At 59.9% G+C, this 24,873-nt stretch carries 19 protein-coding genes; 13 read left to right on the top strand and 6 right to left on the bottom strand.

Annotated elements, in window-relative coordinates; all coding sequences use genetic code 11:
• Positions 1 to 79: 79 nt before the first annotated feature.
• From rsmA to ACRRSD_RS12505, 4 genes are read right to left on the bottom strand one after another with little or no spacing between them, the layout of a single operon-like run.
• Positions 80 to 898 (bottom strand): 16S rRNA (adenine(1518)-N(6)/adenine(1519)-N(6))-dimethyltransferase RsmA, encoded by an 819-nt coding sequence (rsmA, locus tag ACRRSD_RS12520; protein ID WP_038363334.1) that lies wholly within the window; start codon positions 896 to 898, stop codon positions 80 to 82.
• Positions 895 to 1,884: a 4-hydroxythreonine-4-phosphate dehydrogenase PdxA gene (gene pdxA, locus ACRRSD_RS12515; RefSeq protein WP_435038227.1), complete on the bottom strand. Its 990-nt coding sequence runs from the start codon at positions 1,882 to 1,884 to the stop codon at positions 895 to 897. The genes rsmA and pdxA overlap by 4 nt, the downstream gene beginning before the upstream one ends.
• On the bottom strand, positions 1,881 to 3,197 hold the full coding sequence (surA, locus tag ACRRSD_RS12510) for a peptidylprolyl isomerase SurA (RefSeq protein WP_038363338.1): 1,317 nt from the start codon (positions 3,195 to 3,197) through the stop codon (positions 1,881 to 1,883). Before surA ends, pdxA begins: the two co-directional genes overlap by 4 nt.
• A complete protein-coding gene (locus tag ACRRSD_RS12505) occupies positions 3,178 to 5,979 on the bottom strand; it encodes an LPS-assembly protein LptD (protein ID WP_435038226.1) in 2,802 nt (933 codons plus the stop codon). Before ACRRSD_RS12505 ends, surA begins: the two co-directional genes overlap by 20 nt.
• Before the next feature lie 130 nt (positions 5,980 to 6,109).
• On the opposite strand from ACRRSD_RS12505, the gene ACRRSD_RS12500 reads away from it, so the two are divergent.
• The 3 genes from ACRRSD_RS12500 to ACRRSD_RS12490 are packed head-to-tail and all read left to right on the top strand — an operon-like array spanning position 6,110 to position 8,566.
• On the top strand, positions 6,110 to 7,129 hold the full coding sequence (locus ACRRSD_RS12500) for an aminoglycoside phosphotransferase family protein (RefSeq protein WP_435038225.1): 1,020 nt from the start codon (positions 6,110 to 6,112) through the stop codon (positions 7,127 to 7,129).
• Complete coding sequence (gene murU / locus ACRRSD_RS12495) at positions 7,126 to 7,797, top strand: N-acetylmuramate alpha-1-phosphate uridylyltransferase MurU (protein WP_435038224.1); 672 nt, start codon at positions 7,126 to 7,128, stop codon at positions 7,795 to 7,797. The genes ACRRSD_RS12500 and murU overlap by 4 nt, the downstream gene beginning before the upstream one ends.
• Before the next feature lies 1 nt (position 7,798).
• Positions 7,799 to 8,566: a TerB family tellurite resistance protein gene (locus tag ACRRSD_RS12490; protein WP_435038223.1), complete on the top strand. Its 768-nt coding sequence runs from the start codon at positions 7,799 to 7,801 to the stop codon at positions 8,564 to 8,566.
• 123 nt (positions 8,567 to 8,689) lie between these two features.
• On the opposite strand, the gene ACRRSD_RS12485 is transcribed toward ACRRSD_RS12490, so the two are convergent.
• Positions 8,690 to 9,673 (bottom strand): alpha/beta hydrolase family protein, encoded by a 984-nt coding sequence (locus ACRRSD_RS12485; RefSeq protein WP_435038222.1) that lies wholly within the window; start codon positions 9,671 to 9,673, stop codon positions 8,690 to 8,692.
• Between the two features lie 73 nt (positions 9,674 to 9,746).
• Between ACRRSD_RS12485 and ACRRSD_RS12480 the strand changes: the two genes are divergently transcribed.
• The 10 genes from ACRRSD_RS12480 to trpE all read left to right on the top strand — a co-directional run bounded on the left by ACRRSD_RS12480 (position 9,747) and on the right by trpE (position 22,422).
• The gene (locus ACRRSD_RS12480) at positions 9,747 to 12,143 is read left to right on the top strand and encodes a PAS domain-containing sensor histidine kinase (RefSeq protein WP_435038221.1); all 2,397 of its coding nucleotides are present in this window, start codon (positions 9,747 to 9,749) and stop codon (positions 12,141 to 12,143) included.
• Between the two features lie 124 nt (positions 12,144 to 12,267).
• Entirely contained in the window at positions 12,268 to 12,897 is a 630-nt protein-coding gene (locus tag ACRRSD_RS12475) for a response regulator (protein WP_038363404.1), read from the top strand.
• A 348-nt stretch (positions 12,898 to 13,245) separates the two neighbouring features.
• Positions 13,246 to 14,370, top strand: a complete 1,125-nt coding sequence (locus ACRRSD_RS12470; RefSeq protein WP_397483773.1) for an ABC transporter ATP-binding protein — start codon at positions 13,246 to 13,248, stop codon at positions 14,368 to 14,370.
• A gap of 48 nt (positions 14,371 to 14,418) precedes the next feature.
• Entirely contained in the window at positions 14,419 to 15,462 is a 1,044-nt protein-coding gene (locus tag ACRRSD_RS12465) for an ABC transporter substrate-binding protein (RefSeq protein ID WP_435038220.1), read from the top strand.
• A 181-nt stretch (positions 15,463 to 15,643) separates the two neighbouring features.
• Positions 15,644 to 16,891 carry an ABC transporter permease gene (locus ACRRSD_RS12460; protein ID WP_435038219.1) on the top strand — a complete coding sequence of 416 codons (1,248 nt, stop codon included), beginning with the start codon at positions 15,644 to 15,646 and terminating at the stop codon, positions 16,889 to 16,891.
• A gap of 12 nt (positions 16,892 to 16,903) precedes the next feature.
• Positions 16,904 to 17,728, top strand: coding sequence for an ABC transporter permease (locus ACRRSD_RS12455; RefSeq protein ID WP_435038218.1), 825 nt, complete (start codon positions 16,904 to 16,906; stop codon positions 17,726 to 17,728).
• 391 nt (positions 17,729 to 18,119) lie between these two features.
• Complete coding sequence (locus tag ACRRSD_RS12450) at positions 18,120 to 19,268, top strand: iron-containing alcohol dehydrogenase (RefSeq protein ID WP_435038217.1); 1,149 nt, start codon at positions 18,120 to 18,122, stop codon at positions 19,266 to 19,268.
• A 114-nt stretch (positions 19,269 to 19,382) separates the two neighbouring features.
• The gene (gene rpe / locus ACRRSD_RS12445; RefSeq protein WP_003228808.1) at positions 19,383 to 20,057 is read left to right on the top strand and encodes a ribulose-phosphate 3-epimerase; all 675 of its coding nucleotides are present in this window, start codon (positions 19,383 to 19,385) and stop codon (positions 20,055 to 20,057) included.
• Positions 20,054 to 20,872 carry a phosphoglycolate phosphatase gene (locus ACRRSD_RS12440; protein ID WP_435038216.1) on the top strand — a complete coding sequence of 273 codons (819 nt, stop codon included), beginning with the start codon at positions 20,054 to 20,056 and terminating at the stop codon, positions 20,870 to 20,872. The genes rpe and ACRRSD_RS12440 overlap by 4 nt, the downstream gene beginning before the upstream one ends.
• 71 nt (positions 20,873 to 20,943) lie before the next feature.
• Positions 20,944 to 22,422 (top strand): anthranilate synthase component I, encoded by a 1,479-nt coding sequence (trpE, locus tag ACRRSD_RS12435; RefSeq protein WP_435038215.1) that lies wholly within the window; start codon positions 20,944 to 20,946, stop codon positions 22,420 to 22,422.
• 168 nt (positions 22,423 to 22,590) lie between these two features.
• Here trpE and estP read toward each other — a convergent pair whose 3' ends face one another.
• Positions 22,591 to 24,498, bottom strand: coding sequence for an esterase EstP (estP, locus tag ACRRSD_RS12430; protein ID WP_435038214.1), 1,908 nt, complete (start codon positions 24,496 to 24,498; stop codon positions 22,591 to 22,593).
• Between the last annotated feature and the right edge of the window lie 375 nt (positions 24,499 to 24,873).

The following is a 24,873-nucleotide window of genomic DNA, read 5'->3' as shown; positions in this document are numbered from 1 at the left end:
TAGCTGATGGGGAATCAGTCTAGGCAAGTATCGGGCAGTAAACCAGAGTGGCGTCCTGCCCGATAGCGTTCATCGCCGGTCAGTCGGCGGCGGGGGAGGCCGGGACTTGTACGGCGAGCTGGTCGGCCAGGCGTACGAACGCCGCCAGATCCAGTTGCTCCGGGCGCAGGCTGCCATCGACACCGGCGGCTTCAATTTCAGCGTTGCTGAGCAATTGCTTGAGGGTGTTGCGCAGCGTTTTGCGGCGTTGGTTGAACGCTTCGCGCACCACGCGCTCGAGCAACTTGTGATCCTTGGCCGGGTGCGGCAGTACGGCGTGCGGTACCAGACGGACGATGGCCGAGTCGACCTTCGGCGGCGGATTGAACGCGCCTGGGCCGACGTTGAACAGGTGCTCTACTCGGCAATGGTACTGAACCATGATCGACAGACGACCCCAGTCACCGCCACCAGGGCCCGCTGCCAGACGCTCAACCACTTCTTTCTGCAGCATGAAGTGCATGTCGCGAATGATGCCGGCGTTGTTCAGGAGATGAAAAATCAGCGGTGTCGAAATGTTGTACGGCAGGTTACCGACCACACGCAGGCTGTTCGGTGCGGCATTGAGCGTGTTGAAGTCGAACTTCAGCGCATCGCCCTGATGCAGGTTGAAGTTGCTCTTGCCGGCAAACTGCTGGTTGAGGATCGGGATCAGATCCTTGTCCAGTTCCACTACGTCGAGTTGTGCGCCGGAGGACAGCAGGCCGGCGGTCAGTGCGCCCTGGCCTGGGCCGATTTCCAGCAGGCGGTCTTCAGACTTGGCGCTGATGGAGCGCAGGATGCGGTCGATAACGCCGGCATCATGCAGGAAGTTCTGGCCAAAGCGTTTGCGCGCCTTGTGTTGGTATTGCTCGGTCATAAACGGGTCTCGGCCATCTGGTAGGCGGTTTCCAGGGCGACTTGCAGGCTGCCGGTGTCGATCTTGCCGCTGCCGGCCAGATCCAGGGCAGTGCCGTGATCGACCGACGTGCGGATGATCGGCAGACCAAGGGTCACGTTGACGGCAGCGCCGAAGCCTTTGTACTTGAGCACAGGCAAGCCCTGGTCGTGGTACATCGCCAGCACTGCATCGCAGTGCTCCAGATATTTGGGGGTAAACAGAGTGTCGGCAGGCAGCGGGCCACGAAGGTCCATGCCCTCGCCGCGCAGGCGCTCTAATGTCGGTTCAATGATGTCGATTTCTTCATGGCCCAAGTGGCCGCCTTCTCCAGCGTGCGGGTTGAGCCCGCAGACCAGGATGCGTGGCTGGGCGATGCCGAACTTGTTTTGCAGGTCGCTGTGCAGAATCCGCGTGACCCGCTCCAGCCGTTCCGGCGTGATCGCATCGGCGATGTCACGCAGGGGCAGGTGAGTGGTGACGAGTGCGACGCGCAAACCGCGGGTGGCGAGCATCATCACCACTTGGGCGGTGTGGGTCAGATCAGCAAGGAATTCCGTGTGTCCGGAAAAGGCGATGCCAGACTCGTTGATCACGCCCTTGTGCACAGGGGCGGTGATCATCCCGGCGAAGTCACCGTTGAGGCAGCCATTGCCGGCACGGGTCAGGGTTTCGAGGACGAAAGCTGCGTTGGCCTTGTCAAGGTGCCCAGCCACCACGGGGGCGCTGAGCGGTGTGTCCCAGACGTACAGGCTGTTGGCGGGCGCTGGAGCATCCGGCCAGTGATCGGGCGCGACATCCAGCAGATTGACAGCCAGCCCCAGCTGCGCGGCCCGCTCAAGGAGCAGGTCGCGGCTGGTGATGACAATCAGGGGATGTGGCTGGGCTTGCGAGGCGAGCAGCAGGCACAGGTCGGGACCGATGCCGGCTGGTTCGCCGGGTGTCAGCGCGAAACGCTGGGGTTTCACTGCGCTGCCTGGTCTGCACCAGGGAGTTTGATCTCTACGTACGCTTCGTCACGGATCTGACGCAGCCAGGTTTGCAGCTCTTCGTCGTATTTGCGGTTACGCAGTACGGTCATGGCTTGCTGCTCGCGGGCCTGTTCAGTGCTGTCAGTGGCGCGACGGCCAAGGACTTCCAGAACGTGCCAGCCGTATTGGGTCTGGAACGGCTTGGACAGCTGACCTTGTGGGGTCTTGGCCATCACTTCGCGGAATTCCGGTACCAGTGCATTCGGGTCGATCCAGTTCAGGTCGCCGCCGTTGAGCGCCGAGCCTGGGTCTTCGGAGTAGCTTTTCGCCAGAGTGGCGAAATCTTCACCGGCCAGGATGCGTTCATACAGCGATTGCACCAGGGCTTTGGTCTTGGCTTCGTCGCGAATCGGGCTCGGTTTGACCAGGATGTGACGGACATGCACTTCGTCACGCATCTGCGCTTCGCCGCCGCGCTTGGCCAGCAGCTTGAGGATGATGAAACCACCCGGGGTGCGTGCAGGCTGAGTGATGTCGCCAACGGCCATGCTGCTCAACTCGCGGTCAAACGGCGGTGGCAATTGTGCGGCTTTACGCCAGCCCATGTCGCCGCCTTCCAGAGCGTTGTCGCTACCGGATTTGGCAACGGCCATCTGGCCGAAGTCAGCACCTTGCTTGAGTTGCTGGTAAACCTCCATGGCCTGACGGGCAGCACTCTGAATCGCGTCAGAGTTGGCGCTTTCCGGCGTCGGGATCAGGATGTTGGCCAGGTGCAGTTCTTCGGACAGTTGCATTTTGCCGAGGTCAGAAGCGAGGAAGTTCTTCACTTCCTGCTCGGAAACCTGAATGCGTTCTGCCACGCGGCGCTGACGCACACGGCTGATGATCATCTCGCGCTTGATCTGATCACGGGCGTCGTCATAGTTCAGACCGTCGCGAGCCAGAGCCGCGCGGAACTGCTCAACCGACATGTTGTTGCGCTGGGCAATAGTGCCGACCGCTTGGTTCAGTTCTTCATCGGTGATGCGGATGCCGGAGCGGTCGCCGATCTGCAGTTGCAGGTTTTCGACGATCAGACGCTCGAGCACCTGTTGATCCAGCACGCCAGGAGGTGGCAAGCCGCCGCCACGCTTGGCGATGGTCTGCTGCACTTCGTGGACGCGCTGGTCCAGTTGGCTCTGCATGACCACGTCGTTGTCGACGATTGCTACCACTTTGTCGATGGACTGTACCGCGGCGTTAGCCGCAGTACCCAGGAACAGCGCGCCCAGCATCAGCGGGCGCAGACAATCAGAAAGCTTGGTCTTCACGTTCACGATAACCTTGAATGCCTTTGTCGAGGAAGCTCTCTACCTTGGCGCCAGTGAGGCCGCCGAGTCCCTTCAGAACAATTTGGAGGAAGACGCCATGGTCGCCTTTTTCGTTTTGCGGAGCTTCCTGGCTGAACTCGTCATAGGAAACCCAGTAACGGTTGATCAGGCGCAGTTTCCAGCAGCAGTTGTCGTACTCGAAACCGCCGAAGGCTTCCAGGGTACGGTTACGGTTGTAGTCGTACTGCCAGCGGCTGATCGCGTTCCACTGTGGAACGATCGGCCAGATGACCGAGAAATCGTGCTGCTGGATCTTGTAGTAGTCCTTCACGTAGCCAGGTGTGCCCGGGGTGCCATAGTCACCACCACCCACCGACCATTTACCGGTGTTCTGGTCGTAACGAACCTGGTCATTGCGATAGCGATAGCCGGCGTTGATAACCTTGTTCGGATTGTCTTCAGGCTGGTAGTGGAACATCGCGCTGCCGGAGCGCGGGCTGCGGCTGTCCGGGTCCCAGTTGTAGTCGGCCGTGGTGCGCCAATCGCGGTTCCAGCGGTATTCGTATTCCAGCGCGTATGGCGAGACGTTGGATTTCGCGTCGTCGCGGGTTTTGGCATCGATACCTGGCAGTTGAACTTCACGATCCTTGAAATACAAAGCCTGGCCGACACTGATGCGTTGACGTTCGAAACCGTCGTCTTCGATCCAGCGACTGGTCACGCCCAGCGACAGTTTGTTCTCGTCGCCGACACGGTCGGAGCCGGAGAAGCGGTTGTCGCGGAACAGCGACGCGTAGTTGAAGGTGTATTCACTGGTGTCGAATACTGGAATGTCTGTCTGGTCTTTCTCGGGTACATAGAGGTAGAACAGGCGAGGTTCCAGAGTTTGGCGGTAGTTCTTGCCAAAGAACGACGTATTGCGGTCGAAGTACAGACCGCTGTCGATGCTGGCAATCGGTACGCCACGATTTTGCGAGCTGCTGAACGACTCGCCAAGTGCGGAAGCATTGTTGCGGTTGGTCACGAGGTCATCTTTACCCTGACCATCGAGATCCAGTTGATACTGGGTGTACTGATACTTCAGCGATGGCTTCAGGAAGCCATAAGTCCAGTTCATCGGCAGGCTGACACCCGGCTTGAGATTCAAACGATCGCCATTGGCACGTGCCAGACCCGCAACGTTGTTGTCCAGCCGCGACTCGGTCGTGACGCCGTCTTCCTGTACAAAAGTGCCACTTCTCAGATCGCGGTCGAAACGGACCAGCTCAGTCTCGTAATCGAAATTCAGGCCTTCCGGGTGATACGGCAGTTGACCGTTGAAGGTGATCTGCGGCAGGCGGTCGTACGGCGTGATGTTCGAAACGGTTGCCAGCTGATAGGCCTGAGCATTCAGGCGCGCTGTGTAGCTGTCACCACGATAGGTAACCGAACCCTGCTGATTGACGAAGTCTTCGGATTTCACACCAATCTGATCGGTCTGCAGATCCTGGAAGTAATACGGATCGCTGATCTTGGTGTAGTCAACCTGGGTGAGCACACGGGAGTCGAGACCGCCCTTGTGCTGCCAGTTGTACATGTAGCGAGTCTCGCTGTAGTCGGACTGACGCTTGCGATCATCGTCTTCGTCATTGAGATACGCCGCACCGAACTGACCTTCACTCGACTTGGTCAGGTAACGGAACTCACCCTCCACCAACATGCCACGCTTGCTCATGTAGCGTGGGTACAACGTGGCGTCATAGTTCGGCGCCAGGTTGAAGTAGTACGGGGTCACCAGCATGAAGCCGGTATCGCTGCCGCTGCCGATGGTCGGCGGCAGGAAACCCGACTGACGACGGTCGTCGATCGGGAAGTAGATGTACGGCGTGTACAGAATCGGAATGTCTTTGACGCGCAGCGTCACGTTGGTCGCGGTACCGAAGCCGGTGGCCGGGTTCAAGGTGATGTTGTTGCCCTTGAGCTGCCAGGCGTTGCTGTTCGGTTCGCACGTGGTGTACGTGCCGTCCTTCAGACGGATGATCGCGTTCTCGGCACGCTTGGCGTACAGCGCGTTACCGCGGATACGCGATTTGTGCATCACGTATTCGGCGTTGTCGACCTTGGCTTCACCGGTGTCGAGCTGCACGTCGGCGTGGTCGCCAACGATCAGCGCGCCGTTGTCACGGATACGCACATCGCCATTGAGTTCGGCGCGGCTCTCGGCCTGATACAGGCTGGCCTCGTCGGATTCGACCTGCATGCTGCCCTGACGCAGGACGACATCACCGGCCAGCGTACCGACTTGATCATCGGTGTTATAGCGCGAGGCTTTTGCGCCGATAAAGGTCGGAGCATCGCTTTTATTCGTCTTGTCATTCATGCCAGGACGAATCGGTTCGATATAGGCACCAGAGCAGTAAGGCCCGGTCTCGGCCAATTGAGCGGCGGTAAGCTTCTCGCGCGGAACCCAGTCGAGGTGACTGAAGTCTTCGCTACGGGATTTCAAACCGCGGCCCTTGGCTTCGGTGACGAGTGCCGTTTTCGGGCCAGTGTCGGTAGTCGAACCGTTCTCGGTTGGCGCTTCGCCAGCGGCGCTGACGGCACTGCCGTCATGCACCGGACGCGGCGGCAACGCAGCAGCCGGTGATTTGGGCGCACAGTCCCAACCACCCGAAGCCGAGACGGAGCAGTCATACTGCTCGGCGGCAACAACGAATTGACTGGCCAGAGGTTGCATAGCCAGCAGACTGCCGGTTACCAACAACGGAAATTTTTTACGAAACGCGGGGGATTTCAATGCCATCTTATTAGTCCGGGCTTCCTGCGTGCCATCTGCCCGCGGTGTGGGCCGCACGCCTCTCGATGGTCTGAAAAAGATGCTGGATAATAAAGCATGACCCGCTTGACGGCTAGCGCCGTCGGAGACCCTTGCAATGCCTGACCAAGATGTACGCTTGCAACACCTGAAAGTTTGGCTCGATGAGCAGTTGGCAATCCTGTTTGCAGATCAGGGCTGGGGCTCTGTACCCCCGGCCACGTTGACCGCGGCCAGCAGCGACGCGAGTTTTCGCCGCTACTTCCGTTGGGAAGGCGAGGGCAAAAGCTTTGTCGTCATGGACGCACCGCCGCCCCAGGAAAACTGCAAACCGTTCGTGGATATCGCTTTTTTGCTGGCGAAATCCGGAATAAATGTGCCGAAAATTTACGCTGAAGACCTCGAAAACGGATTTCTTTTGCTCAATGACCTGGGCAACAAGACTTATCTCGACGTTATCGATGGCGAAAATGCCGACGCTTTGTTCGACGATGCCTTGCAAGCGCTGCTGGCTTTTCAGCAATTGCCGATGGTCGCGCCGTTGCCGAGCTACGACGTTGCCTTGCTGCGTCGTGAGCTGGAACTGTTCCCCGAGTGGTATGTGAAACGCGAGCTCGGCATCGAATTTGATTCGACTCAGCAACAACAATGGCAGCAGGTCAGTAATCTGCTGATCGACAGCGCACTCGCCCAGCCGAAAGTCCTGGTGCACCGTGACTACATGCCGCGCAACCTGATGCTCAGCGAGCCGAACCCCGGCGTGCTGGATTTCCAGGATGCAGTCTACGGCCCGGTGACCTACGACGTGACCTGTCTGTTCAAGGACGCCTTTCTCAGCTGGCCTGAAGAGCGCGTGCGCGGCTGGCTGGAAAATTACTGGCAGCAAGCCTTGGCGCTGAATATTCCGGTGCAGCCGGATTTCGAAGACTTCCTGCGCGCCAGCGACCTGATGGGCGTGCAGCGTCACCTGAAAGTCATCGGCATCTTCGCGCGTATCTGCCACCGCGACGGCAAGCCGCGTTACCTGGCCGACGTTCCGCGTTTCTCCTCTTATATAGAAGCGGTGATTGCGCGTCGTCCCGAATTGGCGGAGCTGCAAGCGCTGTTCACCAGCCTGCGGGGTGGAGCAACAGCATGAAGGCAATGATTCTGGCGGCAGGCAAAGGCGAGCGCATGCGCCCGCTGACCCTGACCACTCCGAAACCGCTGGTGCGCGCCGGCGGCGTGCCGTTGATCGAGTATCACCTGCGCGCCCTGGCGGCTGCGGGGTTCAACGAGATCGTGATCAATCACGCCTGGCTCGGTCAGCAGATCGAGGATTATCTGGGCGACGGTTCGCAGTTTGGCGTGAGCATTCAGTACTCGCCTGAAGGTGAGCCGCTGGAAACCGGCGGCGGGATTTTCCGTGCGCTGCCGTTGCTTGGCGATGAGGCGTTCCTGGTGGTCAACGGTGATATCTGGACCGATTACGACTTCAGCGTCCTGCACCAGCCGATCAACGGGCTGGCGCATCTGGTGCTGGCGGACAACCCGGCGCATCACCCGAGCGGTGATTTCACCTTGCTCGATGGTCAGGTGATCGACGGCCAAAAAGACGCCTCGACTTTGACCTACAGCGGTATCGCCGTATTGCATCCGCAGCTGTTCGACGGTTGCGCCGAGGGCGCTTTCAAACTTGCACCGCTGCTGCGCAAAGCCATGGCCGAAGGTGAAGTCACGGGCGAACGTTTGAAAGGTCACTGGGTGGATGTCGGCACGCACGAGCGTCTGGCTGAAGCCGAAACCTTGATAGAAGCGAGTCGCTGACATGTTGTGGCCAGGGACTCTGATTGGAGCCGGAGCGGGTTTTGCGATCGCCAGTATTCCGGGGGCCATGCTTGGGGCATTGTTGGGGCAGGCGCTGGATCGGCGCCTGCACTTGCAGAGCTGGGGACATCTGCGCGAGAAACTCGGCGGTCGGCCGATGTTGCGCAACGACGAACTGTTGTTTGTGTTGCTCGGCCGTCTGGCCAAAAGTGACGGTCGAGTCACCGATGGCCATATCCAGCAGGCACGCAACGAGATGCGCGCGCTGGAAATGAGTGAGCCGGCAACACGCCGGGCCATTGCTGCGTTCAACCGCGGCAAGTCGGAAAATGACAATCTGCGCGGCTATCTGCGGCGCCTGAGCGCACAACCCCATGCGGCCGAAGGTGTGTTGCGGGCGTGCTGGCGGATGGTCTGGGCCGATGGTCGCGCGGGCGTCAGCGAGCGTGAATTGCTGGCTCAATGGGGCAAGTGGCTAGGCTGGACGCCGTATCAGGTGCAGGCGCTGGCCAGTGATTACGAGCCAGGCAAACGACCGATTGTCAGCGCTGCGGTGAGCTATCAGGAGGCGATGCGGTTGCTCGGGGTATCGGCGTCCAGCGAGCCGGCGCAGATCAAACGGGCTTATCGACGCCTGCTCAGTCGTCATCATCCGGACAAGATTGCCGGTACGGGAGCGACGCCGGCGCAGGTGCGTGAGGCGACCGAAAAAACCCGCGAGTTGCACAGTGCCTACACGTTGATTCGTGAGCGGCGGGATTTTCGCTAGTCGTTAGAGATGCTTCGTCTGTAAAGGCTTCTTCGCGAGCAGGCTCGCTCCCACAGTGGATTGTGTACGCAGATCCAATGTGGGAGCGAGCCTGCTCGCGAAGGGGACCACTCGGCCTTGCGGTCAGTCCGAGTTCTGCGGATTCAACCAGCCACGCACCCGGCGGAACAACTGTTCCTGTTCGGCTTTGTTATCCGGCAAGGCCTTGAGCGCGACCTGGCTGAACGCCGACGTTTTCAAACGCTTGCTCGCCTGCATGCGCTCCAGCGCTGCGTTTCGATCCAGCGGCTTGTCCATATGGAAAATATCCACGGTCGGCAATTTCAGCGTCGGCGTCAGTTCTACCAATGCCGGTTTGGCCTTGGTCGGTGTCTGCACGTCAACCATGACGAATTTTTCGATCTGCGAGGTTTGTTTTTCGCTCAGGTAGCGCGCGGCCCAATAAGCACCGCTACCGTGGCCAAGCACGACAATGCTGCGCGCGCTCTGCTGTTCGGCGTAGGCAATCGCCGCGTCGATGCGTGTGAAGATTCTTTCAGCGTCAGCCCTGGATTGCTCTTCAGTGGTTTCGGCGACCACTTGGTCCGCCACTTCGGCCTCACCGCCAGCGGCTTGCTCGATCGGCTGCGCGGTGGTTGCATCCTTGCTGCCGCTTTCCGGTGCTTTCGGCGCTGCGGCTGGCTCAATTACACGCGGGGCAATCGCATCGCTTTGCAGATCAGGCAGCGTGATGCTCAGGCTGCTCCAGTCGGCGTTAGGCAGTTTTTGTCGCAATGGGCCGATCGCCTGTGGCCAGTCAGCGGTTTCGCCAGCGCCAGGGATGATGATCACCGCGCCTTTGGGTTCGGCGGTGTTGGCCGGTTTCCACAGGGCGAGAAAGGTGTCGCTGCCGGCCTGCAACTGTTGCTGTTCCTGCGCCGGGACTTTACGTTGCAGTGCGACGGCCTCTTCCTGACTACGCTCAAGCAATGGCTGGCGTTCGACCGGTTTTTCTTCTGCCGGTTTTTCCGCCGCAGGGGCGGGGTCGGCGGCTTCGACTGAAAACGCACAAGGCAGGATCAGCGACAGGCACAATGCTGGCATTGCCAGGCGGTAAACAGAGGGCATCGGTTATTCCAGGCCAGAAAGTATCCCGGCAGCCTAATGGGTTGGTCAGAATTTGTCAGTGTATGAGACTTCAATGAAGCGATTTTGCTGCCTGTGGGTTATCGGCTGTTTGTGGTTTCCCTTGATGGGCTGGGCGGCGCCTGCGCCGCCGTCTCATCTCGCACAGTTGTCGGCGAGCCAGCAGCAATGGCTGGCGCAGCACAATGAATTGCGCGTCGGCCTGGTGTTGCAAGCGCCCTACGCTCAATACGACCGGCGTCTGCAACGCCTGTCCGGGGCTAACGTTGAGCTGATGAAGTTGTTGGCCAAAGCGCTCAATGTCGAGCTGAGCTGGCGCAACTTTCAGGATCTCGCACAACTGGAAACCGCCGTGCGCGAGGGCGAGATCGATATCGCGCCGGGCCTGAGCCAGACGCCAAGCGCCCTGCGCCTGTGGCAGTTCTCCGATCCTTACATGCGTGTCCCGCAACTGGTGGTCAGCGATCAGAAAGCCAGTGGCGTGGTCGATCTGGAGAAACTCGACAGCCAGACCCGCGTCGCTGTGCGCATGCCCAGCAGCACCGCCGACTATCTGCGCGGTAACTATCCGCATCTGAATCTGCAAGGTGTGCCGCTGGAGCGTCAGGCCTTGCAGTTGCTGTTGAGTCAGCAGGCCACTTACGCCGTGGTTGATGAAGCGCAGCTCGGGCGCTTGTCGGTAGAGCCTGAGTTCGCCGAACTGGTGGTGGTCGGTGATATCGGCTTGCCGCAACTGCTGCGAGTCGGCTCGCGCCGCGATTGGCCAGAGTTGGCCGGGATCATTCAAAGTGCGCTGCGTGCAATCCCGGCCAAGGATCTGGAGCAGTTGCACAACCAATGGCTGCAACCGAAATATCCGCGACTCTCGGAGTCACCGGGCTTTTGGCAGAACCTCAGCCTGTTGTTCGCGGTAATGCTGTCGAGTTGTGTCGCCATCGTGTTCTGGCAGCGTCGCCAACAGCACAGCCTTGAGCAGCGACTGCTGGCCGCCCGGGAAGACATCGCCTTGCGCGCGGCCAATGAAGAAGCGCTGCGGTTGACGCAGTTCTCAATCGATCAAAGCACCGTTGGCATCCTCTGGGTCAACTGGGACAGCCATGTGCGCTACGCCAATCACGCGGCGGAAGTCATGCTCGGTTATCCCTCAGGCGGATTGATCGAGCGACCGCTGATCGACTTCGAGCCGGGTTTGCACATGGATCGCTGGCTCAATCTGTGGAAGCGCGCGCGGGCCAGCGAAGAAGGTCCGCTGAGTTTCGAAACCAGTTGCGTGCGCGCCGATGGCAGTGTTTTGCCTGCGGATGTTTCACTGAGTTTTCTGCGTTTTCGCGACAGCGAGTATCTGGTGGTTTATCTCACTGATGTGACCGAGCGCCGTCGCGCCCTGGCGGCGTTGCAGGAAAGCGAGGCGCGTCTGCAAGGCATTGCGGCGAATGTGCCGGGGCTGGTGTTCCGTCTGGAGCGGGCGCCGGTGACCGGGCAGATCGACTTTGCCTATATCAGTGAGGGCAGCGAAAGTCTGGTCGGTTACGCCCCGGCCACCCTGGCCCATCGCGACATGGGCCTGCGCAGCCTGGTGCATCCGGATGACAAGGCCAGTTACCACCAAACCCAGGATCAGGCGCTGGACACCGATAGCGACTGGTCGTGGCAGGGCCGAATCCTCACGCGTCAAGGCGAGCAGCGCTGGGCCGAGATCAAGGCGATCACCCGGCAACTGGAGGATGGCGCTTACGTGTGGGACGGCATCGTCTGGGACATTACCGAGAGCAAGCGTATCGAGCTGGAACTGGCGGCATCGCGCGAGCAACTGCGCGAACTGTCGGCGCACCTTGAGAGCGTGCGCGAAGAAGAAAAGGCGCGAATTGCCCGCGAAGTTCACGATGAGCTGGGGCAGATGTTGACGGTGCTGAAGCTGGAAACATCGATGTGCGAGTTGGCCTACGCACAACTCGATCCTGGGCTGAACGAACGGCTGAACAGCATGAAACGCCTGATCGCGCAGTTGTTTCAGTTGGTGCGCGATGTGGCGACGGCATTGCGTCCGCCGATTCTCGATGCCGGGATTGCGTCGGCAATCGAGTGGCAGGCGCGGCGGTTCGAGGCGCGGACGCAGATTCCGTGTCTGGTGCAGGTGCCGGACAATCTGCCGGCGCTGAGCGATGCCAAGGCGATTGGCCTGTTCCGGATTTTGCAGGAAGCGCTGACCAATGTGATGCGCCATGCCCAGGCGCATACTGTGGAACTGACGCTGGCGCTGGAGGGCGACGAATTGTGTCTGACGGTCAGTGATGATGGCGTAGGATTTGTCGCCGCTGCCGGTCGGCCGACTTCATTTGGTCTGGTGGGCATGCGTGAGCGGGTGCTGATCATGGGCGGGCGGCTGGTGCTGGAGAGTGAGCCGGGGGAGGGCACCAGTCTGGTGGTGTGGGTGCCGGTGAGTGAGGTCTGATGGTCGGGTGGTGTTGATGCTGGCCTCTTCGCGAACAGGCTCGCCCCACCTTGCAGTGCATTTCCTTGTGGGAGCGAGCCTGCTCGCGAATTTTGGCTTCTAAACAAGAACAATGGAGAAAAACGTGATCCGTGTACTGGTAGCCGAAGACCACACCATCGTTCGCGAGGGCATCAAGCAATTGATCGGCCTGGCCAAGGATCTGCAAGTGGTGGGCGAGGCGAGCAATGGCGAACAATTGCTTGAGACCCTGCGCCATATTCCGTGCGAAGTGGTGCTGCTCGACATTTCCATGCCAGGGGTCAATGGCCTCGAAGCAATTCCGCGCATCCGGGCACTGAACAATCCGCCGGCGATTCTGGTGTTGTCGATGCACGACGAGGCGCAGATGGCTGCTAGGGCGCTAAAGGTTGGCGCCGCCGGGTATGCGACCAAGGACAGCGATCCGGCACTGTTACTCACCGCCATTCGCAAGGTCGCGGCGGGTGGGCGTTACATTGATCCGGATCTGGCAGACCGCATGGTGTTTGAAGTCGGCCTGACTGACGCGCGGCCGTTGCACTCTCTGCTATCCGAACGCGAATTCTCGGTGTTCGAACGCCTGGCCCAGGGCGCGAACGTCAACGACATCGCCCAGCAATTGGCGCTGAGCAGCAAAACCATCAGCACCCACAAGGCGCGGTTGATGCAAAAGCTCAACATCACTTCTCTGGCCGAACTGGTCAAATACGCGATGGAACACAAACTTCTCTGATCAGCACTGTTCCCCTGTGGGAGCGAGCCTGCTCGCGAAAGCGGTGTAACAGTCACCGAATAAGCTGAATGACCCACCGCATTCGCGAGCAGGCTCGCTCCCACAAGGGATCTGCTTTGGATCCGGATTGTGCGCATATCCCTAAGCGACACGCGTTTTTGCCATTGCTTGTGGCTCGCAGCTTGTCGCTTGTCACTGCCTTATCCATTAGCGCCATCCTTGTAGGGCAATCCCTACCCCAAACCTTCCATCCGGCTGAGGCGATTCTCTCCTGCGCCCCGATTTGCGTGCCTGTCAGCAGCCACTAGGCTTAAGCCACAAGCAGTCATCAACAACAAAGGTGTGGGTATGAGCCAGGTCGATACAAACGCAGGGGCCAGTGATGTGCTGGTCAGCTTTCGTGGAGTGCAGAAGAGCTACGACGGCGAGAACCTGATCGTCAAAGACCTCAACCTGGACATTCGCAAAGGCGAATTTCTCACCCTGCTCGGGCCGTCCGGTTCCGGCAAGACCACCAGCCTGATGATGCTCGCCGGTTTCGAAACGCCGACTGCTGGTGAAATCCTGCTGGCCGGGCGCTCGATCAACAACGTGCCGCCGCACAAGCGCGACATCGGCATGGTGTTCCAGAATTACGCATTGTTCCCGCACATGACTGTGGCAGAAAACCTCGCGTTCCCGCTGACTGTGCGTGGCCTGAACAAAAGCGACGTCAGCGACCGCGTGAAGAAAGTCCTCAGCATGGTTCAGCTCGATGCGTTCGCCTCGCGCTACCCAGCGCAGTTGTCCGGTGGTCAGCAGCAACGTGTGGCGTTGGCCCGCGCGCTGGTGTTCGAGCCACAACTGGTGCTGATGGACGAACCACTCGGTGCCCTCGACAAACAACTGCGTGAACACATGCAGATGGAAATCAAACACCTGCACCAACGCCTCGGTGTGACCGTGGTCTATGTGACCCACGATCAGGGTGAAGCGCTGACCATGTCCGACCGAGTGGCGGTTTTCCATCAAGGCGAAATCCAGCAGATCGCCCCGCCGCGCAGCCTTTACGAAGAACCGAAAAACACCTTTGTCGCCAACTTTATCGGCGAGAACAATCGCCTCAATGGCCGCCTGCTCAGCCAGAGCGGCGAGCGCTGCGTGGTCGAGTTGGGCCGTGGCGAAAAGGTCGAGGCGCTAGCGGTCAATGTCGGCCAGACCGGCGAACCGGTGACCCTGTCGATCCGTCCGGAGCGCGTCAGCCTCAACGGTTCGAGCGATCAATGCGTTAACCGCTTCTCAGGGAGGGTGGCGGAATTCATCTATCTGGGCGACCACGTCCGGGTGCGCCTGGAAGTTTGCGGCAAGACCGACTTCTTCGTGAAACAACCGATTGCCGAGCTCGATCCCGCGCTCGCCGTCGGTGACGTGGTTCCGCTTGGCTGGCAGGTCGAGCACGTACGCGCACTCGATCCGCTTCTAGAGGCGAACTGATCGCCCCGGCAATACCAACACCAACCCTGCACGTGGAGAGAACAATAAATGTTGAGATCCCTGAAGTTCACCGCCCTGACCCTGGGCCTGATGGGTGCGGCAAGCGCGATGGCCGCCGGCCCGGATTTGACCGTGGTGTCGTTTGGCGGGGCGAACAAGGCCGCGCAAGTCAAAGCCTTCTATGCACCGTGGGAAGCGGCGGGCAACGGCAAGATCGTCGCTGGCGAGTACAACGGTGAAATGGCCAAGGTCAAAGCCATGGTCGACACCAAGAGCGTGTCGTGGGATCTGGTCGAAGTTGAATCGCCAGAGCTGTCCCGTGGCTGCGACGAAGAGATGTTCGAGCAACTCGACCCGGCGCTGTTCGGCAAGACTGAAGACTACGTCAAAGGCGCGATTCAGCCGTGCGGCGTGGGCTTCTTCGTTTGGTCGACCGTACTGGCTTACAACGCCGACAAGCTGAAAATCGCACCGACCAGCTGGGCGGATTTCTGGGACACCAAGAAATTCCCGGGCAAGCGAGGCCTGCGCAAAGGCGCCAAGTACACCCTCGAATTCGCTTTGATGGCCGATGGTGTGGCGCCGAAAGACGTCTACAAAGAGCTGGCGAGCAAGGGTGGCCAGGATCGCGCGTTCAAGAAACTTGATGAGCTGAAACCGAGCATCCAATGGTGGGAAGCCGGCGCGCAACCGCCGCAATACCTCGCTTCCGGTGACGTAGTGATGAGCTCGGCCTACAACGGTCGCATCGCTGCCGTGCAAAAAGAATCCAACCTGAAAGTGGTGTGGAACGGCGGCATCTACGACTTCGACGCCTGGGCCATCCCGAAAGGTCTCGACGCCAAGCGTGCGGAAGCGGCGAAGAAGTTCATCGCCTTCTCGGTACAGCCGCAGCAACAGAAGACCTACTCGGAAAACATCGCCTATGGCCCGGCCAACACCCAGGCTGTGCCGCTGTTGGCCAAGGATGTCCTCAAAGACATGCCGACCACCCCGGAAAACATCGCCAACCAAGTGCAGATCGACGTCAGCTTCTGGGCTGACAACGGCGAGCAACTGGAGCAGCGCTTCAACTCCTGGGCTGCGAAATAACCGAGGGCTCGCTCTCCTGTGGGAGCGAGCTTGCTCGCGAAAGCGCCAGTACATTCAACATTGATGTCGACTGATGCGCCGCCTTCGCGAGCAAGCTCGCTCCCACATTTGGATCTGTGTGCATCAATCGATCGAGGTGGTTCGCCACCTCTGTCACGATCAAAGATTTGCGGAGTACGTCATGGCCATCGCCGTTCCCCTGAACGAGGGCAACAGCCCCACCTTGAAGCAGAAGCTCAAGCGCGCCGAGCGGGTCAACCGCTGGAAGGCTCAAGCGCTGATTGCGCCGCTGGTGCTGTTTCTGCTGTTGGTGTTTCTGGTGCCAATCGTGGCGCTGCTCTACAAAAGCGTCGGCAACCCGGAAGTGGTCGGCGGCATGCCGCGCACCGTGGCGGCCATCGCCAGTTGGGACGGGCGTGGCCTGCCCGCAGAACCGGTCTATAAAGCTGCCGGCGAAGACCTCGCCGAAGCACGCAAAAACCAGACGCTGGGCGATCTGTCCAAGCGCTTGAACATGGAGTTGGCCGGCTATCGCAGCCTGCTGACCAAAACCGCCCGGGCGCTGCCGTTCGCCAGCGAACCGGCCTCTTATAAAGAAGCGCTGGAAGCACTCGACGAACGTTGGGGCGACCCGGCCTACTGGCAAGCGGTCAAACGCAACACCAGCAGCCTCACCCCGTATTACCTGCTGGCGGCCGTCGATCACCGTATCGACGACCTCGGCGAAATCGCCCCGGCTACACCGGATCAGGCGATCTATCTCGACATCTTCGCCCGCACGTTCTGGATGGGTCTGGTCATCACCGTGATCTGCCTGCTGCTCGCCTATCCACTGGCTTACCTGCTGGCGAACCTGCCATCGCGGCAAAGCAACCTGCTGATGATTCTGGTGCTGCTGCCGTTCTGGACCTCGATCCTGGTGCGAGTCGCCGCGTGGATCGTGCTCCTGCAATCGGGCGGTCTGATCAATAGTGGCTTGATGGCCATGGGCATCATCGATAAACCGCTGGAACTGGTGTTCAATCGCACCGGCGTGTACATCTCGATGGTGCACATTCTGCTGCCGTTCATGATCCTGCCGATCTACAGCGTGATGAAAGGCATCTCGCCGACCTACATGCGTGCGGCGATTTCCCTCGGCTGCCATCCGTTCGCCAGTTTCTGGCGGGTGTACTTCCCGCAGACCTACGCCGGCGTCGGTGCCGGCTGTCTGTTGGTGTTCATCCTCGCCATCGGCTACTACATCACCCCGGCGCTGCTCGGCAGCCCGAACGATCAAATGGTCAGCTACTTCGTCGCCTTCTACACCAACACCAGCATCAACTGGGGCATGGCTACTGCGCTGGGCGGGCTGTTGCTGCTGGCGACCGTGGTGCTTTATCTGATTTACAGCTGGCTGGTCGGCGCCAGTCGCCTGCGCCTGAGCTAAGGGGAATTCGAGATGCTGAGTCCTTACATGTCGCCCATCGAACGGGTGTGGTTCTACAGCCTGCGGATCCTCTGCGGCTTGATCCTGTTGTTCCTGATTCTGCCGGTGCTGGTGATCATTCCGTTGTCGTTCAACTCGGGGAGTTTTCTGGTCTATCCGCTGCAGGGCTTTTCGCTGCAGTGGTATCAAGACTTCTTCGCCTCGGCGGAATGGATGCGTGCACTGAAGAACAGCATCATCGTTGCCCCGGCGGCGACGGTGCTGGCGATGATCTTCGGTACGCTGGCGGCGATTGGTCTGACTCGGGGGGATTTTCCCGGTAAATCGCTGGTGATGGCGCTGGTGATCTCGCCGATGGTGGTGCCGGTGGTGATCATTGGTGTGGCGAGCTATCTGTTCTTTGCGCCGTTGGGGTTGGGTAACAGCTTCTTCTCGCTGATCGTGGTGCACGCGGTGTTGGGTGTGCCGTTTGTGATCATCACCGTGTCGGCGACGTTGCAGGGGTTTAACCATAATCTGGTGCGTGCGGCGGCGAGTCTCGGTGCATCGCCATTGACGGCGTTTCGTCGGGTGACCTTGCCGCTGATTGCGCCGGGGGTGATTTCCGGGGCGCTGTTTGCGTTTGCGACTTCGTTTGATGAGGTAGTGGTGACGCTGTTTCTTGCAGGGCCTGAGCAGGCGACGTTGCCTCGGCAGATGTTTAGCGGGATTCGCGAGAACCTGAGTCCGACGATTGCGGCGGCGGCTACTTTGCTGATCGCTTTCTCGGTGATTCTGCTGCTGACCCTGGAATGGTTGCGCGGCCGCAGCGAAAAACTGCGTACGGCTCAGGTTTAACGGCCAGATCAAAAGCCACCCCCTCACCCCAGCCCTCTCCCCCAGGGGGGCGAGGGGGAAAGGGAGCAGATATTCGTGCTGTTCAGAATCTGAGTTCGACTCGGCATCGCACGTCGGTGTATCTCCTCCATCCACCTCGGTCAGTCTTTTTACCTTCGGGGGGAAGGGAGCAGATCGTTGTGCTTTTCAAAACCTGAGTTCGACTCGGTATCGCACGTCGGTGTACCTCTCACATTCACCTCAGTCAGTCCCCTCTCCCTCCGGGAGAGGGCTAGGGTGAGGGGCTCTTGCTCTTACCCTCAATGCGTCATTCACCACCTGAATAGCAGACAACCCCAAATCCCCAGCTAATCTTGTGCCCAGCTCCCACATCTATAAGAGGCTGCGCACGATGAGTCTGTCCCAGTTCAAAATCGCTCATAAACTGATCACCGGCGCCGCCGCCATCGAACAACTGGCCGCCGAACTGACCCGCCTCGACATCGACAACCCCCTGATCGTCACCGACGCCGCACTGGTCAAATCCGGCACGGTAGAGCTGGCGCTGGTGCAACTCGGTGGTCGCGACTACGAGATTTTTGACCGCGTTTTGCCAGACCCGGAAATCGCCATCGTCGAGGACTGCATGCGCGTTTACCGCGAAGGCGGGCATGACGGCTTGATCGGCCTCGGTGGCGGCAGCGCCATCGACATCGCCAAGAGTGTCGCTGCATACGCGGGATATCACGGCGCGCTGGAGGATCTGTTCGGCGTTGATCAGGTGCCGCGCAAAGGCCCGCCGCTGATCGCGATTCCGACCACCGCCGGGACCGGTTCCGAAGTCACCAACGTCGCGATCCTCTCGGACAAAGTCGCACAGCTGAAGAAAGGTATCGTCAGCGACTTTCTATTACCGGACGTGGCGCTGGTCAGTCCGCAGATGACCCTGACCTGCCCACGCAGCGTCACCGCCGCCAGTGGCGTCGACGCACTGGTGCATGCCATCGAATCCTATCTGTCGGTGAATGCCTCGCCGATCACCGACTCTTTGGCCCTCGGCGCCATCAAGCTGATCGCCAGAGCCCTGCCCAAGGCTTATGCCAACGGCGCCAACCTGCAAGCGCGCGAAGACATGGCCACCGCCAGCCTGATGGCCGGCATGGCGTTCGGCAATGCCGGGGTCGGCGCGGTGCATGCGCTGGCGTATCCGCTGGGCGGGCGTTTCAACATTGCCCATGGCGTCAGCAATGCCTTGCTGCTGCCGTATGTCATGACCTGGAACAAGATGGCCTGCGTCGAACGCATGCAGGATATTGCCGAAGCCATGGGGGTTAAGACCGCTCATCTGAGTGCAGCCGAAGCGGCAGACAAAGCTGTGCAAGCGATGACCGATCTGTGCGCAGCAGTAGAAATTCCTGCCGGCCTGCGCAGTTTCGGTGTCCCGGAAGACGCGATCCCGGCCATGGCCGTCGAAGCAGCGGGCATTGAGCGGCTGATGCGCAACAACCCGCGCAAACTCAGCGCTGCTGACATCGAGAAGATCTACCGCGCGGCTTATTGAGTCCGCGCCGGTCACCGGTCATGGCACAACCCAATCATCGCGGTCACGGTGCGCGCTTGGAAACTTGAGGTATACAATGCGCGCCATCGTGATTTAGCTCAGAAAAGGTGCGTCATGCAGCCCTTCGTAATTGCTCCGTCGATTCTCTCCGCCGACTTCGCCCGCCTCGGCGAGGAAGTAGACAACGTTCTCGCCGCTGGCGCCGACTTCGTCCATTTCGACGTCATGGACAACCACTACGTGCCAAACCTGACCATCGGCCCGATGGTTTGTGCGGCATTGCGCAAGTACGGCATTACCGCGCCGATCGACGCACACCTGATGGTCAGCCCGGTGGATCGCATCGTCGGCGACTTCATCGAAGCCGGCGCCACCTACATCACCTTCCACCCGGAAGCCACGCTGCACGTTGATCGTTCGCTGCAACTGATCCGCGAAGGTGGCTGCAAATCCGGTCTGGTGTTCAACCCGGCGACCCCGCTGGACGTGCTCAAGTACGTGATCGACAAGGTCGATATGGTCTTGCTGATGAGCGTCAACCCAGGCTTCGGCGGGCAGAAGTTCATTCCCGGCACCCTCGACAAGCTGCGCGAAGCGCGGGCGATCATCGATGCTTCGGGCCGTGATATTCGTCTGGAAATCGACGGCGGCGTCAACGTCAACAACATCCGCGAAATCGCCGCTGCGGGGGCTGATACCTTTGTTGCCGGCTCGGCGATCTTCAACGCGCCGAACTATCAGGAAGTCATCGACAAGATGCGTTCCGAACTGGCGCTGGCTCGCCCATGAGCGGGTTTGAGCAGCTGTTCCCGGGGAAACTGCCACGGCTGGTGATGTTCGATCTGGATGGCACGCTGATCGACTCGGTTCCGGACCTGGCAGCCGCGGTGGACACCATGCTGCTCTCCCTCGGCCGTCAACCGGCGGGCATCGATTCGGTGCGCGAGTGGGTGGGGAACGGCGCACCGGTCCTGGTGCGCCGCGCCTTGGCCGGTGGCATTGATCATTCGGCAGTCGATGACGTCGAAGCCGAGCATGCGCTGGAAGTGTTCATGCAAGCCTACGGCGCCAGCCATGAGCTGACCGTGGTCTATCCCGGCGTGCGCGACACCCTCAAGTGGCTGCACAAGCAGGGGGTGGCCATGGCGCTGATCACCAACAAGCCGGAGCGCTTCGTCGCGCCGCTGCTGGATCAGATGAAGATCGGTCGCTACTTCAAGTGGATCATCGGTGGCGATACCTTGCCGCAGAAGAAGCCTGATCCGGCGGCGCTGTTCTTCGTGATGAAAATGGCCAACATCCCGGCCTCGCAATCGTTGTTCGTCGGCGACTCGCGCAGCGACGTGCTGGCGGCGAAAGCGGCGGGGGTCAAATGCGTGGCGCTGAGTTACGGCTACAACCACGGCCGGCCGATTGCCGAGGAGTCGCCGGCGCTGGTGATCAACGATCTGCGCAAGCTAATTCCCGGTTGCCTCGGTACGGCCGCTGAGATAACGTTGCCCGACGCTGCTCAATCCCATTCTGGAAACGCCATCGTGGTGGTCACTCGCAAACTCTGGATGAAAGTCATCAAGGCCCTGGCCCGCTGGCGTTGGCGCGCCTGACTTGTTCCTGGCCGGCTTGCCGGTGCGTTTGCATACCTGACTGATTTGCCCCTCACACCACGAGGCACCTTATGATCCGCGAAGAATTCCTGCGCTTGGCCGCTGACGGCTACAACCGCATCCCGTTGGCCTGCGAAACCCTGGCCGACTTCGACACGCCGCTGTCGATCTACCTGAAACTGGCCGACCAGCCCAACTCCTACCTGCTCGAATCGGTGCAGGGCGGCGAGAAATGGGGCCGTTACTCGATCATCGGCCTGCCGTGCCGCACCGTGCTGCGGGTTCACGACCATCACGTCAGCATCACCGTTGATGGCGTCGAGACCGAAAGCCACGACGTGGAAGATCCGCTGGCCTTCGTTGAAACCTTCAAGGCGCGTTACAACGTGCCGACCATCGCCGGTCTGCCGCGTTTCAACGGTGGTCTTGTCGGTTACTTCGGTTACGACTGCGTGCGTTATGTCGAGAAGCGCTTGGGCAAGTGCCCTAACCCGGATCCGCTGGGTGTACCGGACATTCTGTTGATGGTCTCCGACGCCGTCGTCGTTTTCGACAACCTCGCCGGCAAGATGCACGCGATCGTGCTGGCCGACCCTTCCGAGGCCGATGCCTTTGAACAAGGTCAGGCACGTTTGCAGGAGCTGCTCGAGCAACTGCGTCAGCCGATCACCCCGCGCCGGGGCCTGGACTTCAGCAAGCAGCAATCCGCTGATCCAGTGTTCCGCTCCAGTTTCACTCAGGGCGATTACGAAAAAGCCGTCGACACCATCAAGGAATACATCCTGGCCGGTGACTGCATGCAGGTTGTGCCGTCGCAACGCATGTCGATCGACTTCAAGGCTGCGCCGATTGATCTATACCGCGCGCTGCGTTGCTTCAACCCGACGCCGTACATGTACTTCTTCAACTTCGGCGACTTCCACGTTGTTGGCAGTTCGCCGGAAGTGCTGGTGCGGGTTGAAGACAACCTGATCACCGTGCGTCCGATTGCCGGCACTCGTCCACGTGGCGCGACCGAAGAAGCCGATCTGGCGCTGGAAGAAGACTTGCTGTCGGACGACAAGGAGATCGCCGAGCACTTGATGTTGATCGATCTGGGTCGTAACGATACCGGTCGCGTTTCGGAGATTGGTTCGGTGAAGCTCACCGAGAAAATGGTCATCGAGCGTTATTCCAACGTGATGCACATCGTCTCCAACGTCACCGGCCAGTTGAAGGCAGGGCTGACGGCGATGGACGCACTGCGGGCGATTCTGCCGGCGGGTACTTTGTCGGGCGCGCCGAAGATTCGCGCGATGGAAATCATCGACGAACTGGAGCCGGTCAAGCGTGGTGTGTATGGCGGGGCGGTCGGTTACTTCGCCTGGAACGGCAACATGGACACCGCGATTGCCATTCGCACGGCAGTGATCAAAAACGGCGAACTGCACGTGCAGGCCGGTGGCGGTATCGTAGCCGACTCGGTGCCGGCGCTGGAATGGGAAGAAACCCTGAACAAACGCCGTGCGATGTTCCGTGCAGTGGCTCTGGCCGAGCAAACCCCGGACTGATCACTGATCTTCCCTGTGGGAGCGAGCTTGCTCGCGAAGAGGCCCCGTCAGTCAATATTTATGCTGGCTGACCCACCGCTTTCGCGAGCAAGCTCGCTCCCACATTCGATTTGTGTGTAGCCATAAAAAAGCGGCGCCTGTGAGGGCGCCGCTTTTTTGTGCGTGGGATTAAAAGTCCAGCACAACCCCGACATTCACACCCTGCTGGGTAAAGTCATCATCCTTGCGCAACGAATAACCGCCACGCAGCGCCAGATCCGCCGTGAGCTTGTGGCTCACACCGAGACTCAATCGGTTCAAATGGCTTTGCGGCGTATAGCCCTCAAGTGTGAAGTCGTTGGCCGGCAAGGTATTGAGCGCGATGTTGACCTTCTGCACGTCATCTTCGTACTCACGCTCGTGAGCGTACTCGCCGAACACCTGAGTTTGCGGCGTGATGTTGTATTTCCCCTGCAAGCCCAGCCCCAGGCGTTTCGAGTCGCGGGTCTGATCATCGAAGGTCAGCGCCGTGGCGCGATTGCTCTTCTCTGAGTAGCCATCGACATCGACACTGGCGTAATCGGCGCTGACGAATGGCGACAGGTGCCACTCGCTGCCCGGCTGGGCAATGTCGTAACCGACACGCGCGCTGAAGGCCCAGAGGCTGCCGTCGGTGTCGCCTTTCTCCGCACCTTCGCTGGCGCCGAGATCGAATTTGCGCTTGAGGTTGTCGTAGTCGAGTTTGCCGCCGGTCAACGCTGCGTCAGCCCACCAGCGGTTTTGCTGGAACTGGGCGAATGCCGTGGCCATGTAGCTGTTGAGTTTGTAGTCAGAATCGTTATGACCGGCTTCCAGATTCTGCCGGTAGAAACCGCCCGCCACGCCGACGCGCCAGGCTTCATTCAAGCGGTAGCTGCCGCCAACGTTGAGGTTGTAACCGCTGCCATCGGCGCTGACGCCGCTGCTTTGGCTGTCGACATCCAGATGTTGGCCACCGGCGGAAACAATCGCCCGCCATTGACCGACCGCTTGCCAGTTTTCCCAGTCCGCTTGCCATTGGTTGCGCAGTTCATCCTGATGCGCGCGTACAGTGGCGTGAGCCATTTCCGGTAGCAGCGCCAGTTCCCACGGTGCGGCGAGCAGGGAGTAGGCGTAGTCGGAGATCAGTTTTTGCCCGGCTTCGGTCGGGTGCACGCCGTCGTTGTAGATCAGCTTGGTCGGATCCGGCGTTGCACTGTTGATCCCGTAACGGGCGTTTTCGGCGCAGCCGCTGCCACTGAAGCAGGTCGCGGTCAGATTCTGATCGGTCGCGAGGCCAAAACGTCCTGGATCGGCAAACACTTCCGACAACAGCACCGGAATATTCAGCGGAATGATTTCAGCGTTGATGCCTTGCAGGCGTGTGACCAACTGACTGTTGAACTGGGTGGCGAGTTGACTGCTGAAGGTTTGCAGCGGCGTACCGTTGATCGCTGGCGTCAGCCCCACATCAGGCAACAGCCAGACCATCACGTATTTGGCGCCGGCGGTTTGCAGGGTTTGCACGCTGTCGGCCAGTCGATCGGCGGCGGCGTTGGCTTGCGGCAGGCTGAGAATGCGTCCTTGCAGGAAGTCGTTACCGCCGCCGGAAATGTAGTACAGCGCATTCGGGTCGGCGCGGAAACCGTTGGAGGGCAAGTAACCTGCGCGGGTGCGTTCACCAGTAGCGGATTGCGTCGTGATCGAGTCGAGAATCTGGTCAGTACGATAACCGCCCACGGCCCAGTTGTTGCCGTCGGCCTGGCCGTTTTCGGCACGCACTGCCGAGCTGGAAGAGGCTGTCTGGTCTGGCGAAAAGCCAAGGCGTCCGCCGAGCAACTGCGTGGAATTCAATGAATACAGTTCACCGCTGCCATCCTGATAAACCGGCCCGGTCCGGTTGGTGTAACGCTCGGTGGAGCCGGCCGGTCCGCCAGTGTCGGCGAAGGTTCCGGCGTCATTCAGACTGTCGCCGAAAACTATGAAATTCGAATAGGGATTGGGTGCAGCATTGGCCTGAGCACAAGCCAGTGCAAGCAGGCAGCCCGCCAGCGGTACAAACAACGTCTGTTTGATCATGAGCAAGTCCGTTTATTTATTGTTGTAGGTGAACGAAACGACAGTACCAAAAACTCCCGGCGTTTTGCCATCGGTCGCGAATCCTCCCCCGGTTTTATCTCCCGCAGCCCCGGCCATATTGCACGCTCAGCCCAGCTAAGTTACTGTGCCGGAACGTATGAACGAGACCTTCCCCGTGTTGATCACCAGCAAACTTCTGGATCAAGTCATCAAGGCACACGCCCGCTGGCGTTGGCGCGCCTGAATCTTTTCTGCCGGCCCCGCCGGATCTGTATCGCTTTGCCTTCCTTGCCTGTTTGAAATGCCGCTGTGCCGACGCATCTTCCTGCGTCCGACATCGTGCAGCGCCCTGCGGGCAAGTGATCTGAAGGCTGT

It is taken from the genome of Pseudomonas neuropathica, from assembly GCF_051174785.1.
In the GTDB taxonomy this organism is placed as follows: Bacteria; Pseudomonadota; Gammaproteobacteria; order Pseudomonadales; family Pseudomonadaceae; genus Aquipseudomonas; species Aquipseudomonas neuropathica_A.
Note: the sequence above shows the minus strand (reverse complement) of the source record. Positions and strands in the feature narration are given on the sequence as shown.

Excerpts from the sequence above, each read along its gene's own strand:
- rsmA (WP_038363334.1), bottom strand. The coding sequence starts at position 898 with ATGACCGAGCAATACCAACACAAGGCGCGCAAACGCTTTGGCCAGAAC.
- ACRRSD_RS12505 (WP_435038226.1), bottom strand. The coding sequence starts at position 5,979 with ATGGCATTGAAATCCCCCGCGTTTCGTAAAAAATTTCCGTTGTTGGTA.
- ACRRSD_RS12500 (WP_435038225.1), top strand. The coding sequence starts at position 6,110 with ATGCCTGACCAAGATGTACGCTTGCAACACCTGAAAGTTTGGCTCGAT.
- murU (WP_435038224.1), top strand. The coding sequence starts at position 7,126 with ATGAAGGCAATGATTCTGGCGGCAGGCAAAGGCGAGCGCATGCGCCCG.
- ACRRSD_RS12490 (WP_435038223.1), top strand. The coding sequence starts at position 7,799 with ATGTTGTGGCCAGGGACTCTGATTGGAGCCGGAGCGGGTTTTGCGATC.
- ACRRSD_RS12485 (WP_435038222.1), bottom strand. The coding sequence starts at position 9,673 with ATGCCCTCTGTTTACCGCCTGGCAATGCCAGCATTGTGCCTGTCGCTG.
- ACRRSD_RS12480 (WP_435038221.1), top strand. The coding sequence starts at position 9,747 with ATGAAGCGATTTTGCTGCCTGTGGGTTATCGGCTGTTTGTGGTTTCCC.
- ACRRSD_RS12470 (WP_397483773.1), top strand. The coding sequence starts at position 13,246 with ATGAGCCAGGTCGATACAAACGCAGGGGCCAGTGATGTGCTGGTCAGC.
- ACRRSD_RS12465 (WP_435038220.1), top strand. The coding sequence starts at position 14,419 with ATGTTGAGATCCCTGAAGTTCACCGCCCTGACCCTGGGCCTGATGGGT.
- ACRRSD_RS12460 (WP_435038219.1), top strand. The coding sequence starts at position 15,644 with ATGGCCATCGCCGTTCCCCTGAACGAGGGCAACAGCCCCACCTTGAAG.
- ACRRSD_RS12455 (WP_435038218.1), top strand. The coding sequence starts at position 16,904 with ATGCTGAGTCCTTACATGTCGCCCATCGAACGGGTGTGGTTCTACAGC.
- ACRRSD_RS12450 (WP_435038217.1), top strand. The coding sequence starts at position 18,120 with ATGAGTCTGTCCCAGTTCAAAATCGCTCATAAACTGATCACCGGCGCC.
- rpe (WP_003228808.1), top strand. The coding sequence starts at position 19,383 with ATGCAGCCCTTCGTAATTGCTCCGTCGATTCTCTCCGCCGACTTCGCC.
- ACRRSD_RS12440 (WP_435038216.1), top strand. The coding sequence starts at position 20,054 with ATGAGCGGGTTTGAGCAGCTGTTCCCGGGGAAACTGCCACGGCTGGTG.
- trpE (WP_435038215.1), top strand. The coding sequence starts at position 20,944 with ATGATCCGCGAAGAATTCCTGCGCTTGGCCGCTGACGGCTACAACCGC.
- estP (WP_435038214.1), bottom strand. The coding sequence starts at position 24,498 with ATGATCAAACAGACGTTGTTTGTACCGCTGGCGGGCTGCCTGCTTGCA.